Source organism: Rahnella sp. 2050 (assembly GCF_040544515.1).
GTDB classification, from domain to species: Bacteria; Pseudomonadota; Gammaproteobacteria; order Enterobacterales; family Enterobacteriaceae; genus Rahnella; species Rahnella aceris.
Map to the genome: position 1 here is coordinate 107,308 of NZ_JBEPKE010000010.1, position 13,453 is coordinate 120,760.

Genomic DNA, 13,453 nt, shown 5'->3' on the forward strand with positions numbered 1-13,453 from the left:
CAGCATAGTGCGCCCTTTTGCATAAAAAATTCAGGAGCAGGAAAATGGCACTTTGGGGCGGACGTTTTACTCAGGCAGCGGATCAGCGGTTTAAAGAACTCAATGACTCACTGCGTTTCGATTACCGGCTGGCAGAGCAGGACATCGTGGGCTCAGTAGCCTGGTCCAAAGCGCTGGTGACCGTCAACGTATTAACCGCTGACGAGCAAATCCAGCTGGAAGAGGCGCTGACCGTGCTGCTGGAAGAAGTCCGTGCCAATCCCCGCGCTATTTTAGCCAGCGACGCCGAAGATATTCATAGCTGGGTCGAAGGTAAACTGATCGACAAAGTCGGTAATCTTGGCAAGAAACTGCATACCGGCCGCAGCCGTAACGATCAGGTCGCGACCGACATCAAACTGTGGTGTAAAGCGCAGGTGGTTGAACTGGGCGATGCATTGCATCATTTACAGCAGGCGCTGGTCGCCACCGCCGAAGCCAATCAGGACGCGGTGATGCCGGGTTACACCCATCTGCAACGCGCTCAGCCTGTGACCTTTGCGCACTGGTGCATGGCGTATGTTGAAATGCTGGCGCGTGACGAAAGCCGTCTGAAAGATACCCTGACCCGTCTGGACGTCAGCCCGCTGGGCTGTGGCGCACTGGCCGGTACGGCATATCCGATGGATCGCGAACAGCTGGCGGGCTGGTTAGGTTTTGCTTCTGCGACCCGTAACAGCCTCGACAGCGTTTCTGACCGTGACCATGTTCTTGAACTGCTGTCCAACGCGGCCATCAGTATGGTTCACCTTTCCCGTTTTGCCGAAGACCTGATCTTCTTTAACACCGGCGAAGCGGCGTTTATTGATTTGTCCGATCGCGTAACGTCAGGTTCCTCCCTGATGCCGCAGAAGAAAAACCCGGATGCGCTGGAGCTGATCCGCGGCAAATGTGGCCGCGTACAAGGCGCACTGACTGGCATGATGATGACCATGAAGGGCCTGCCGCTGGCGTACAACAAAGACATGCAGGAAGACAAAGAAGGACTGTTCGATGCGCTCGACACCTGGATGGATTGCCTGAATATGGCGTCGCTGGTGCTGGACGGCATTCAGGTGAAACGCCCGCGTGCGAAAGAAGCTGCACAGCAAGGCTACGCTAATTCCACCGAACTGGCAGACTATCTGGTTGCCAAAGGCGTGCCGTTCCGCGAAGCACACCATATTGTGGGTGAAGCGGTGGTCGAAGCGATTAATCAGGGGAAGGCGCTGGAAGAATTGCCGCTGGCTGATTTGCAGAAATTCAGCAATGTGATTGGCGATGACGTTTACGCGATCCTTGAACTGCAATCCTGTCTCGACAAACGTGCCGCCAAAGGTGGCGTTTCTCCGCAGCAGGTCGCGCAGGCGATTGCCGATGCGAAAGCGCGTTTAGCGTAAAATAAAAAAGGCGGACCGAAGTCCGCCTGATTTTACTGTTTGGTTTCCCGACGCTTATTGTGCGACTTCGCACAACGCTTCTGTTTCTGAATGGAGGTAAACCTCCAGGTCGTCACTTCCCCCAATGTGGCGTCCACCGATAAAGACTTGCGGCACTGTCGCCCGCCCTGTCACGGCGCGCAGACTGACGGTGGTCGCGTCTTTACCTAATACAATTTCTTCGTACTGAATGCCGCGTTCCTGCAACATTTGTTTGGCTTTCGCACAGAACGGACAGCCCGGTTTGGTGAATACGGACACGGATTCTTGTACTTTAAATTCTGGTGCCAGATATTTGAGCATGGTGTCTGCATCAGACACTTCAAACGGGTCACCCGGTTTGTTTGGCTCAACGAACATTTTCTCGACTACACCATTGCGCACCAGCATGGAATAACGCCATGAACGCGGGCCGAAGCCTAAATCCGCTTTCTCAACCAGCATGTCCATGCCTTTGGTGAATTCACCGTTACCGTCCGGAATGAAAGTGATGTTGGACGCGTTTTGTTCGGCTTTCCAGGCGTTCATCACGAAGGTGTCATTCACGGAAACGCACAGAATGCTGTCGACGCCGTGGTTTTTAAAGACCGGAGCCAGTTCGTTGTAACGTGGAAGATGGCTTGAAGAGCAGGTCGGGGTGAAGGCTCCCGGTAATGAAAACACAATCACTGTTTTATTTTTAAACAGCTGCTCGCTGCTGAGATCTACCCACTGGTCGCCCTGTCGGGTGTGAAAAGTAACGTGCGGTACGTGTTTCCCTTCCTGGCTTGCAAACATGAATAACCTCTTAATTAATCAATAAAATACAAAATATTTTCGGCATTGCCGTTTCGCTGGGAGGCATTATTCACAATAATGGTTGATAGATATAATCGTTGATTGCTATCTTATCTATCGTTAACAGCTATCTCATTGCCTTTTAGGGACTGGAGGAAAAATGAACATTCGCGATCTAGAGTATCTGGTGGCGCTGGCGGAGTTCCGTCACTTTCGCCGCGCAGCAGATTCATGCCATGTCAGTCAGCCGACGTTAAGCGGTCAGATTCGTAAACTGGAAGATGAACTTGGCGTTATGTTGCTTGAAAGAACCAGCCGCAAAGTGTTGTTTACACAAGCCGGTTTGTTGCTGGTGGATCAGGCGCGCACGGTGTTACGTGAAGTGAAAGTTCTGAAAGAGATGGCAAGCCAACAGGGTGAAGCGATGTCCGGGCCGATGCATATCGGGCTGATCCCGACCGTCGGGCCTTATTTGCTGCCCCAGATTATTCCTTCGCTGCACAAAACCTTCCCGAAGCTGGAAATGTATCTGCACGAAGCGCAAACCCATCAGTTACTGGCTCAACTGGACAGCGGAAAACTCGACTGTGCCATTCTGGCGCTGGTGAAAGAGAGCGAAGCGTTTATTGAAGTGCCGCTGTTTGATGAGCCGATGAGGCTGGCGATCTACGACGATCATCCATGGGCATCTCGCGATCGTGTGGCGATGGCAGATCTGGCCGGTGAAAAACTGCTGATGCTGGAAGACGGGCACTGCCTGCGTGATCAGGCGCTCGGTTTCTGCTTCCAGGCAGGTGCGGATGAAGATACCCATTTCCGGGCAACCAGTCTGGAAACGCTGCGTAATATGGTGGCAGCGGGAAGCGGGATTACCTTGCTGCCATCACTGGCTGTGCCCAATGAGCGCAGCCGTGACGGCGTGACGTATCTGATGTGTGACAAACCGGAACCACGACGCACCATCGCGCTGGTATATCGTCCCGGTTCGCCACTGCGCGGGCGTTACGAGCAGCTGGCGGAAGCCATCAAAGAGCACATGCAGCCTTACATGGACCGAACTGCAGTCTTAAAACAGGCGGTTTAAGCCGTTCAGTGCCGCAACGCGATAGGCCTCTGCCATGGTCGGATAGTTGAAGGTGGTATTAACGAAATACTCGATAGTATTCCCTTCACCTTTCTGTTCCATGATGGCCTGACCGATGTGAATAATCTCGGCGGCGCGTTCACCAAAGCAGTGAATTCCCAGAATTTCTTTGGTCTCACGGTGGAACAGGAGCTTCAGACTACCCACGTTCATGCCTGCAATTTGTGCGCGTGCCAGATGTTTAAACTGTGCGCGGCCCACTTCGTAGGGCACTTTCATCGCTGTCAGTTCCTGTTCGGTTTTACCCACGGAACTGATTTCAGGAATGGTGTAAATACCCGTCGGAATGTTTTCTATAAGGTGGACTTTCGCTTCGCCCTGAATCATGGCCTGCGCGGCGATACGTCCCTGATCGTAAGCCGCTGATGCCAGGCTTGGATAGCCAATGACGTCACCGACCGCATAAATATGCGACAGCGCAGTCTGATACATGCTGTTCACTTTCAGCAGCCCGCGGCTGTCAGCTTCCAGACCAATGTTCTCCAGACCCAGTTTATCGGTGTTACCTGTGCGCCCGTTGGCATACAGCAGTGCATCAGCTTTCACTTTTTTACCGGATTTAAGATGCATGATCACACCGTCTTCCACGCCTTCGATCATCTCGAACTCTTCGTTGTGGCGGATAACCACACCGTTATTCCAGAAGTGATAGGACAGGGCGTCTGACATTTCCTGATCGAGGAAAGACAGCAAGCGGTCACGGGTGTTGATTAAGTCCACTTTGACGTTCAGACCACGGAAGATCGACGCATATTCGCAACCGATTACACCCGCTCCGTAGATAATCACGTGGCGTGGCTCATGGCTCAGTTCAAGAATGAGATCGCTGTCGTAAATCCGCGGATGGCCAAAATCGACATTGGCTGGCCGGTAAGGACGGGAGCCGCAGGCAATCACGATGTTATCAGCGGTAATTTGTTCGTGTGTGTTATCGGCATAGCGGATGCTGATGGTGTTGGCATCCACAAAACTGGCATCTCCGGAAAACAGCTGGCATTGGTTTCTCTCATAGAAACCCTGGCGCATACGTGTTTGCTGATTAATAACCGAATCGGCGTGACGCAGGATGTCCGGGAAACTCGAACTCATAGTGCGGGAGTTATCACTGTAGAGCGGGTTTTGGTTAAATTCGATGATTCTGCTGACGGCGTGGCGTAATGCTTTGGAAGGGATGGTTCCCCAGTGAGTACATCCGCCACCGACGTTGTTATAGCGTTCGATGACAGCAACCCGGGCGCCTTGTTTAACCAGTCCCATCGCGGCGCCTTCTCCGCCAGGGCCTGAGCCAATGATGATGGCATCAAAATGTGAGTGCTGTGGCATGGTTCGAAACCTATTTTTATACAAAATCACAACGAGAAAGTAACATATTACACCTATTTACCCCACATGCAGTTGTCATTTAATGGTAATGCAGCAACATTCTGACCCACTTTATGCTGTTGTATCTTTGGCTCCGGCCGTTAAAATTTTTGGTATAGTGAAGCGATATCGGGCGAATAATCAAAAAGAAGAATACTATCCGGATGAAGGTTATGGGCGTAAGAGCACAACAAAAAGAGCGCACGCGCCGCTCACTGATTGAGGCGGCTTTTAGCCAGCTTAGTGCCGAGCGTAGCTTTGCCAGTCTGAGTCTGCGTGAGGTTTCCCGCGAGGCAGGCATTGCGCCAACCTCCTTTTACCGGCACTTTCGCGATGTGGATGAACTGGGTCTGACAATGGTTGATGAAAGTGGTCTGATGCTGCGTCAGCTGATGCGTCAGGCACGCCAGCGCATTGCGAAAGGGGGCAGCGTGATCCGCACATCCGTCTCCACGTTTATGGAATTCATCGGTAACAATCCCAACGCATTCCGCCTGTTGTTGCGTGAACGCTCCGGTACGTCATCGGCATTTCGTGCCGCCGTCGCCCGTGAAATTCAGCATTTTATTGCGGAACTTGCCGACTATCTGCAACTCGAAAACCATATGCCGCGCAGTTTTACTGAAGCGCAGGCTGAAGCCATGGTGATCATCGTTTTCAACGCCGGGGCGGAAGCGCTGGATGTGGATATTGCACAGCGACGCCAGCTGGAGGAACGCCTGGTGTTGCAGCTGCGGATGATTTCCAAAGGCGCATATTACTGGTATCGCCGTCAGCAGGAACGGACGGCTGTGACCCCCCTCACTAATATGACCCGAGGTAAAGAAGATGACCGAACAACCGAACCAGGATAATGGCACTCTGGTTTTGGCTTTGATTGCCGGGCTGTCAATTAATGGCACTTTCGATGCGTTATTCAGTTCTGTCGTAACGTTTTCGATCTTCCCGATCATTTCTCTGGTGTTAGCGGTGTATTGCCTGCACGTTCGTTACCACCGCGGTGAAATGCCGAAAGGGTTACCGGTTCTGGCCGCAGCCTGCTTCCTGCTGGGTCTGTTACTGTACAGCACCATCGTGCGCGCAGAATACCCTGAACTGGGCTCAAACTTCCTGCCGTCGCTGATTTGTGTGGCACTGATCTTCTGGATAGGTCTGAAGCTGAAAAAACGTAAGTCTTCCGCTCAGTAGTCCTTCCTCATAAGCCAACGAGGCAATCTGCGGATTGCCTTTTTTTATATCCAGTCCATTTAATGAACTGTCATTTCATTAATATCAAACCTATGTTCAATATTTAGAGATTGATCGCCCACTTCTTCATTTCTTTGCCATAAAGTCCGTTTGAGTGGCAAAAACCAAAAGGTTTTCATTCCTGCTCCTCGTTAATTTGAATCATGGCCGGACGAAGTATTTTCGTTCGCATTCAGCCTACGCCTATAGGTGATTTAACAGAGGCAACACGGCAATGAAAACACGTAAAATCGGATTCTTTAATTACATCGCTTACGGGTCAGGCGATTTTCTCGGGGCGGGTACGACAGCTCTGACTGCGGCGTGGCTACTCTATTTTTACACCACGTTTTGCGGTCTTTCGCCCATTGAAGCGACCTTTATTTTTGCCACCGCGCGCGTAGCCGATGCGGTGCTGAGCCCGCTGATGGGGTATCTCACTGATAATTTCGGCAACACCTGGCTCGGCAAGCGTTTTGGCCGCCGCAAGTTCTTCATCCTGCTCGGTATTCCTTGTGTGTTCAGCTACAGCTTCATGTGGGTGGGAGACATGGGATATGTCTATTATCTGCTGACCTATCTGCTGTTCGATATCGTCTACACCATGATTCTGGTGCCGTATGAAACACTGGTGCCGGAAATGACCGATGATTTCAAACAGAAAACTAAATTTTCCGGCGCCCGTATCGCTCTGGCACAGTTGTCAGCGATTCTGGCGGCCTTCCTGCCGGGGATTCTGTTGCAGCATTTCGGCAAAGATAATGCCATTTCCTTCTTCTATTCGAGCCTGGTCTTTGCGGTAATTTGCGCATTCGTTCTGACACTGGTGTATTTCTTTACCTGGGAAAGACCGGAAGAGCTCAAATCTGAAGCCACGAAGAAAATTGAGCGCGAACGTCAGCAACTGACGCTGGCGCAAAGCCTGAAACGTCTGAAAGTGGAATTATCCTCGACGCTGCGCATCAAGATTTTCCGTCAACATCTGGGGTTATACCTTGGCGGGTATATCGCGCAGGACGTGTTTAATGCCGTCTTCACCTATTACGTCGTGTTCGTGCTGATGCAAAGTGCTGCAATTGCCTCCAACCTGATGGGCATGATGGCCATCCTGCAATTCGTGGCGGTAATTGGCATGATCCCGCTGTGTATCCGCTTTGGTCCTGCACCATCTTATCGTCTGGCTGTTTCCCTGTTCGGGCTGGCCGCTATCTCGTACGGCGTGCTGTATTACACCGGTATGAATGATTCGATGTCATTACTGCTGCTGATTTCCGCGCTGGCCGGTCTTGGCCGTGGCGGGATCAACTACGTGCCGTGGAATATCTACACCTATATCGCTGACGTTGATGAAACCATTACCGGTCAGCGCCGCGAAGGGATTTTCGCCGGCGTGATGACGCTGACCCGCAAAGCATCACAGGCCGGTGCGGTGATGCTGGTAGGGATTATCTTGCAACTTGCCGGGTTCGTTTCCGGGCAAAGTCAGCAGGTTCCGGCAGTCGGTCATACCATTCTTGGTGTACTGGTGATCGGGTCATTGCTGATGCTCAGTATCGGTTTCACCATCTCCCTGTTCTTCCGTCTTAATCAGAAAACGCACGGTGTGCTGACCCGCGAAACGCAGAAAATGCGTGATGCTAACCGTATCGTACCGGAGCAAATTACGCCGGAAGACCGGGCTACGGTCGAAATGCTGACAGGAATGAAATACGAATCTCTGTGGGGCAATAACAACATCGGTTATCTGCATCGCAATAACCCGCCTCCCGAAAAGCTGACCCGTGAAAATACCGCTGAAATGCCGGTCCAGGGACGTTTATAAATTTTGAATTCACAGGAGAACGCCATGAAAGTTTTTGAAGTTAAACACAGTGCCTTGCTGCGACAGCCGGAACATTTCATTTCTCGCGGGGAACTGAAATCGCTGATCCACAACGTGACCAACAATCTGGTGAATATCGAAGATAAAACCGGTGAATTCCTGCTGCGGTTGGACGATGGCCGCGTGATTGATACCAAAGGCTGGGCAGGCTGGGAGTGGACGCACGGTATCGGACTTTACGGGATTTATCAGTATTATCAGCAGACTGGTGACGAAAAAATGCGTGCGGTGATCGACGACTGGTTTACCGCGCGTCTGGCGGAAGGCACGCCGACCAAAAACGTCAATACCATGAGCCCGTTCCTGACGCTGGCTTATCGTTATGAGGAAACCGGCAATGCGGCATGGCGCCCTTATCTGGAGCGCTGGGCGGAATGGGTAATGTATGAAATGCCGCGCACTGATAAAGGTGCGATGCAGCACATCGTTTATAACAACGAAAATCATCAGCAAATGTGGGACGACACACTGATGATGAGCGTGCTGCCGCTGGCGAAAATCGGCAAATTGCTGGACCGTCCGGAGTTTGTCGAAGAAGCGACGTATCAGTTCCTGATGCACGTGCAGTATCTGATGGATCGCGAGACCGGTCTGTGGTTCCACGGCTGGACGTTCGACGGACATCATAACTTTGCGCAGGCCCGCTGGGCGCGTGGCAACAGCTGGCTGACCATCGCGATCCCGGAATTCCTCGAACTGGTGGATTTACCGGAAAATAACGCCACCCGTCGCTATTTATTGCAGGTGCTGGAAAGTCAGGTCAGTGCGCTGGCGAAATGTCAGGATGACAGCGGTTTATGGCATACGCTGCTTGATGACCCGCAATCTTATCTTGAGAGCTCAGCGACCGCCGGTTTCGCCTATGGCATTCTGAAAGCCGTGCGTAAACGTTATATCGATGCGTCTTATGCGCCGGTGGCGGAGAAAGCCATTCAGGGGGTGATCAAACACATCAACCCGGCAGGGGAGCTGACGCAAACATCATTCGGAACGGCGATGGGGAATGATCTCGATTTCTATCGTGAAATCGCGCTGACCTCGATGCCTTACGGACAGGCAATGGCGATCCTGTGTCTGTCAGAATATCTGCGGGTTTATCTGTAGTATTGCGGATAACGGACTGAAGTAAAAACGGGCACTCAAAAGGTGCCCGTTTTTGTTTTTTCATCCGCTGTCAGATTTTTTCCAGCAGCACGCCAGATTCCATATGGTGCGTATACGGGAACTGATCAAACAACGCCAGACGTGTCACGCGGTGCGTCTTGCTCAGTGTTTCCAGATTCGCGCACAGTGTTTCCGGATTGCAGGAGATATAAAGAATACGGTCGTAGCCTGCCACCATCTTCACTGTTTCGTCATCCAGTCCGCTGCGCGGCGGGTCGACAAAAATGGTGTTGCATTCATACCCGCTTAAATCAATATCCTGCAAACGGCGGAATTCGCGTACGCCATTCAGCGCCTGTGTGAAATCTTCGGCCGCCATGCGGATAATCTGCACGTTATCAATATGGTTCGCCGCAATGTTGAATTGCGCGGCTGCGACGGAAGGTTTGGCGATTTCTGTCGCCAGAACGCGGCGAAAGTTGCGTGCCAGAGCCAGCGAGAAGTTGCCGTTACCACAGTAAAGTTCCAGCAAATCGCCGGTCGAGTTTTCCGTGGCCTTCAGCGCCCATTCCAGCATCTGAATGTTCATCTCAGCGTTTGGCTGGGTGAAACTGTTTTCCACCTGACGGTAAATCATATCGCGGCCCGCCACCGGAAGGACTTCGTCGACATAATCCTGATCGAGCATGATTTTAGTTTTGGCTGCACGACCAATCAGCTGGATATCAAAACCATCAGCACGCAACTGGTCACGCAGCGCGGTAGCAGCCTGCTGCCATTCGTCATCAAGCTTACGATGGTAAAGCAGCGAGGCAATGATTTTGCCACTGCGGGTCGACAGATAGTCGATCTGGAAGATCTTGCGGCGCAATGCCGGATCTTGTTTGATGGCCGCAATAAGCTTAGGCATCAGGCGGTTAATCAGTTCGCTGGCGGTCGGGAACTGATCCACACGCACACGGGCTTTGGTCTGCTGATCAAACATGATGTGGTACAGGTCGCCTTCATCGTGCCAGACACGGAATTCGGCGCGCATACGATAATGGCTGACAGGAGAACGGAAAACGTCAGGCTGCGGCGCATTATAAGGCGACATCATCGCCGTGAGACGTGCGGTCTTTTCCGCCAACTGGTCGTCATAGTGTTCAATGGGCAGGTTTTCAGGCGTCATCGGTTATCTCGTCTAACAGGAAGTAAATGAACAAACTTTGCGGGGGATTGTAGGGAAAGTCACTCCTATGTCCACCTTTGTTACATTTCTTCCGGTAAAACATACCTGACGTTACGGATGTCTGGATTTCCAAATGGGTTGATCGTAGGATTGCGCTTCGGCCTCATTGACTGAGTTAAAAGGGAATCCGGTGTGAATCCGGAACTGGCGCGCAGCGGTATGGGGAAATCACGGCGATAGCATTCTTTATTATGCAGACACTGTTTCTTCTTTCTCTTTCCCTCTTATATAAAGACAAGAGAGAAGAGGAGATGGGAAGTCATCGCCCGGTGCGGGTATTTTTAATTAATTACGACGTAATTAATTAGCCTGCAAATCCTAAGTCCGAAGACCTGCCGATGTTACGTCGCATTAATCATCGTCGTCGCGAAATACCGTCGGTGATCCTCTGCGGCATCCGCCAATTAAGTTTGGATGCTCGATTCATGACAATTAAAAAGCATGTGCTGCTGACGGCATTATCTGTCACGGCTTTTTCAGGGTGGGCGCAAGACAGCACTTCCACAAACAGTGGCGATGATCTGGTTGTTACCGCGAACCGTTTTCCACAGCCCGTTTCCTCAGTACTCGCGCCGACGGATATCGTCACGCGCGCAGATATCGACCGGTGGCAGTCAAAATCTGTGGCTGATGTTTTGCGTCGTTTACCGGGCGTGGATATTGCCCAGAACGGTGGAATGGGCCAGCAGACCTCATTATTTGTTCGCGGAACGAATGCCAGCCACACATTGGTGCTGATGGATGGTGTGCGTCTTAACCAGGCAGGTATTTCCGGCGCGGTGGATATCAGCCAGATTCCCATTTCTCTGGTTCAGCGTATTGAGTTTATTCGTGGCCCACGCTCGGCAGTTTATGGCTCCGATGCCATTGGGGGTGTGGTTAACATCATTACCACGCGTGATAAATTAGGCACGACATTGACAGCCGGTATCGGTTCAAACGGCTATCAGGCTTATGACGGCTCAACGCAGCAGAAACTCGGTGAGAATACTGTTCTGACGGTAGCTGGGAACTATACCTATACAAAAGGTACCGATGTGGTGGCGAATCTGCCGGATAATTACGGTGATCCGCGTCAACCCGATCGTGATGGCTTCATGAGTAAGACGCTCTGGGCAGGTCTTGAGCATCAGTTCAACGACCAGTTCAGCGGTTTTGCCCGCGCATACGGTTTTGATAACCGCACGGCCTATGACGGAACATACAGTTACGCAGATCCGGCACACAGTGATGCGCTGCCTGACACACGCCAGTTGTACAGCCGGACTTACGATACCGGGTTGCGCTTCCAGCAAGGGATCTATTCGACGCAAATCAGCGGAAGCTATAGTAATACTAAAGACTACAATTATGACCCGAAATACGGTCCTTATTCCGCTTCTGCAACGCTGGACGATTCAGATCAATACAACCTGCAATGGGGAAACACTTTCCAGGTAGGGCAGGGAACCCTCAGCGCTGGCGCTGACTGGCAGAAACTCAGTACTCAGCCAGGCACCAACTATATTACCGATGGCTATACCCAACGAAACACGGGGGTGTACGCGACAGCTCAGCAAAAAGTGAGCGATTTTACTTTTGAAGGCGCAGTGCGTAATGACGATAATTCACAGTTTGGTTCGCATGGCACCTGGCAAAGTAGTGCTGCCTGGGAGTTTATTGACGGCTACCGTTTGATTGCGTCTTACGGAACAGCGTTTAAAGCGCCTAATCTGGGACAGTTATACGGCAGTTTTGGCGGTAATGCCGATCTTAAGCCTGAAGAAAGTAAAGAATGGGAAGGTGGGCTGGAAGGCCTGACCGGACCATTGAACTGGCGTTTGTCTGCTTATCGTAATGACATCGATCAGATGATCAGTTACGACAATCAGCAATTCGGTTATTACAATATCGATAAGGCAACAATTAAGGGTGTTGAATGGACCGGGTCTTTCGATACGGGTCCGTTGAGGCATCAGGTCACATTGGAATATTTGGATCCCCGCAATGCTGAGACCAACGAGATTTTATTACGCCGTGCTAAACAACAGGCGAAATATCAGCTCGACTGGACTGTGGCTGATTTTGACTGGTCGCTCAATTATCAGTATTTGGGTGAACGATACGATAAGAATTACAACACCAATGAAAATGTACGCCTGGGTGGTGTGAGTCTTTGGGATCTTGCTGTGTCATATCCGGTAACGTCACATCTGACGGTTCGTGGTAGAATTGCCAACCTCTTTGATAAAGATTACGAGACGGTTTATGGCTACGAAACACCAGGACGTGAGTACAACCTTACTGGAAGCTATACCTTCTGATACAACACAAGTTCCTGACCGCCCGACGGTGCTGGTTTTCGATTCTGGCGTCGGCGGGTTGTCGGTTTATGATGAGGTCCGGCAGATGTTGCCGGACCTGCACTATATATATGCCTTCGATAATGTGGCTTTCCCCTACGGCGAGAAATCCGAAGAGTTTATCGTTGAGCGCGTGGTGGAGATTGTCACCGCTGTTGCGAAACGCCATCCCCTTTCTATTATTGTCATCGCCTGCAACACTGCGAGCACCGTTTCTCTCCCCGCATTACGCGCCAAATTTAGTTGTCCTGTTGTCGGGGTTGTCCCGGCAATCAAACCTGCAGCTAAATTAACGCGTAATGGTGTGGTCGGATTGCTGGCGACCCGTGCGACAGTTCAGCGTCCTTATACGCATGATCTGGTCGCACGCTTTGCGACGGATTGTCAGATTCTGATGCTGGGTTCCGCAGAGCTAGTGGAACTGGCAGAAGCGAAGCTGCATGGCGAAGAGGTTTCACTGGCTGCATTGAAGAAAATCTTGCACCCGTGGCTGCGTTTACGGGAACCGCCGGATACCGTGGTATTAGGTTGCACGCATTTCCCGCTGCTTTCGCAAGAGCTGTCACAGGTTTTACCCGACGGCACGCGTATGATCGACTCGGGTTCTGCGATTGCGAGGCGCGCGCATTGGTTAATTGAAACTTCTCATGTGCCAATTCCTGAAAAAAAAGCCGATGTGGAAATCGAGTGTGTCGCCTACTGCATGGCGATGACTGCAGAGGCACAAAGTTTGCTGCCTGTTTTACAGGCATATGGCTTCAGAAGTATCCAGGAATTGTCGCTTTAAACATCATTTGATGAAAGATTCAGCGGTCGGTAAATTATTTGTATTTTAGGGGTTGCGGCCTTCTGAGAACTCCCTATAATGCGCCTCCACTGACCGGGAACAACGACTGACAAGTCGCCCGGACGGGAAGAGAAAAAGAA

General features: G+C 51.4%; 11 protein-coding genes and 1 riboswitch. Of the genes, 8 read left to right on the plus strand and 3 right to left on the minus strand.

Going from position 1 to position 13,453, the window contains the following annotated elements; genetic code table 11:
- Positions 1 to 44 precede the first annotated feature (44 nt).
- Positions 45 to 1,418, plus strand: coding sequence for an argininosuccinate lyase (argH, locus tag ABIC79_RS23650; RefSeq protein ID WP_013577569.1), 1,374 nt, complete (start codon positions 45 to 47; stop codon positions 1,416 to 1,418).
- A 54-nt stretch (positions 1,419 to 1,472) separates the two neighbouring features.
- On the opposite strand, the gene ABIC79_RS23655 is transcribed toward argH, so the two are convergent.
- A complete protein-coding gene (locus tag ABIC79_RS23655) occupies positions 1,473 to 2,234 on the minus strand; it encodes a glutathione peroxidase (RefSeq protein ID WP_013577568.1) in 762 nt (253 codons plus the stop codon).
- Positions 2,235 to 2,394: 160 nt separating this feature from the next.
- Between ABIC79_RS23655 and oxyR the strand changes: the two genes are divergently transcribed.
- Positions 2,395 to 3,318, plus strand: a complete 924-nt coding sequence (gene oxyR / locus ABIC79_RS23660) for a DNA-binding transcriptional regulator OxyR (RefSeq protein ID WP_013577567.1) — start codon at positions 2,395 to 2,397, stop codon at positions 3,316 to 3,318.
- On the opposite strand, the gene sthA is transcribed toward oxyR, so the two are convergent.
- Positions 3,301 to 4,701: a Si-specific NAD(P)(+) transhydrogenase gene (sthA, locus tag ABIC79_RS23665; protein ID WP_013577566.1), complete on the minus strand. Its 1,401-nt coding sequence runs from the start codon at positions 4,699 to 4,701 to the stop codon at positions 3,301 to 3,303. The two genes, oxyR and sthA, sit on opposite strands and share 18 nt — an antisense overlap.
- A 212-nt stretch (positions 4,702 to 4,913) precedes the next feature.
- Between sthA and fabR the strand changes: the two genes are divergently transcribed.
- From fabR to bglB, 4 genes are all read left to right on the plus strand, one after another.
- Complete coding sequence (gene fabR, locus ABIC79_RS23670; RefSeq protein ID WP_013577565.1) at positions 4,914 to 5,594, plus strand: HTH-type transcriptional repressor FabR; 681 nt, start codon at positions 4,914 to 4,916, stop codon at positions 5,592 to 5,594.
- A complete protein-coding gene (locus ABIC79_RS23675) occupies positions 5,569 to 5,928 on the plus strand; it encodes a YijD family membrane protein (RefSeq protein ID WP_013577564.1) in 360 nt (119 codons plus the stop codon). Before fabR ends, ABIC79_RS23675 begins: the two co-directional genes overlap by 26 nt.
- 274 nt (positions 5,929 to 6,202) lie before the next feature.
- On the plus strand, positions 6,203 to 7,789 hold the full coding sequence (locus ABIC79_RS23680; protein WP_013577562.1) for an MFS transporter: 1,587 nt from the start codon (positions 6,203 to 6,205) through the stop codon (positions 7,787 to 7,789).
- Between the two features lie 24 nt (positions 7,790 to 7,813).
- Positions 7,814 to 8,953, plus strand: coding sequence for a beta-galactosidase BglB (gene bglB, locus ABIC79_RS23685; protein WP_112152604.1), 1,140 nt, complete (start codon positions 7,814 to 7,816; stop codon positions 8,951 to 8,953).
- A 70-nt stretch (positions 8,954 to 9,023) separates the two neighbouring features.
- Here bglB and trmA read toward each other — a convergent pair whose 3' ends face one another.
- Positions 9,024 to 10,124 (minus strand): tRNA (uridine(54)-C5)-methyltransferase TrmA, encoded by a 1,101-nt coding sequence (trmA, locus tag ABIC79_RS23690; RefSeq protein ID WP_112152603.1) that lies wholly within the window; start codon positions 10,122 to 10,124, stop codon positions 9,024 to 9,026.
- A 141-nt stretch (positions 10,125 to 10,265) separates the two neighbouring features.
- Positions 10,266 to 10,538: riboswitch (cobalamin riboswitch) on the plus strand.
- 71 nt (positions 10,539 to 10,609) lie between these two features.
- Between trmA and btuB the strand changes: the two genes are divergently transcribed.
- Positions 10,610 to 12,487 carry a TonB-dependent vitamin B12 receptor BtuB gene (gene btuB, locus ABIC79_RS23695; RefSeq protein ID WP_013577559.1) on the plus strand — a complete coding sequence of 626 codons (1,878 nt, stop codon included), beginning with the start codon at positions 10,610 to 10,612 and terminating at the stop codon, positions 12,485 to 12,487.
- A complete protein-coding gene (gene murI / locus ABIC79_RS23700; protein ID WP_217192453.1) occupies positions 12,432 to 13,313 on the plus strand; it encodes a glutamate racemase in 882 nt (293 codons plus the stop codon). The genes btuB and murI overlap by 56 nt, the downstream gene beginning before the upstream one ends.
- Positions 13,314 to 13,453: the final 140 nt, after the last annotated feature.

Coding starts and splice junctions, on each gene's coding strand:
- argH (WP_013577569.1), top strand. CDS start 45: ATGGCACTTTGGGGCGGACGTTTTACTCAGGCAGCGGATCAGCGGTTT.
- ABIC79_RS23655 (WP_013577568.1), bottom strand. CDS start 2,234: ATGTTTGCAAGCCAGGAAGGGAAACACGTACCGCACGTTACTTTTCAC.
- oxyR (WP_013577567.1), top strand. CDS start 2,395: ATGAACATTCGCGATCTAGAGTATCTGGTGGCGCTGGCGGAGTTCCGT.
- sthA (WP_013577566.1), bottom strand. CDS start 4,701: ATGCCACAGCACTCACATTTTGATGCCATCATCATTGGCTCAGGCCCT.
- fabR (WP_013577565.1), top strand. CDS start 4,914: ATGGGCGTAAGAGCACAACAAAAAGAGCGCACGCGCCGCTCACTGATT.
- ABIC79_RS23675 (WP_013577564.1), top strand. CDS start 5,569: ATGACCGAACAACCGAACCAGGATAATGGCACTCTGGTTTTGGCTTTG.
- ABIC79_RS23680 (WP_013577562.1), top strand. CDS start 6,203: ATGAAAACACGTAAAATCGGATTCTTTAATTACATCGCTTACGGGTCA.
- bglB (WP_112152604.1), top strand. CDS start 7,814: ATGAAAGTTTTTGAAGTTAAACACAGTGCCTTGCTGCGACAGCCGGAA.
- trmA (WP_112152603.1), bottom strand. CDS start 10,124: ATGACGCCTGAAAACCTGCCCATTGAACACTATGACGACCAGTTGGCG.
- btuB (WP_013577559.1), top strand. CDS start 10,610: ATGACAATTAAAAAGCATGTGCTGCTGACGGCATTATCTGTCACGGCT.
- murI (WP_217192453.1), top strand. CDS start 12,432: ATGGCTACGAAACACCAGGACGTGAGTACAACCTTACTGGAAGCTATA.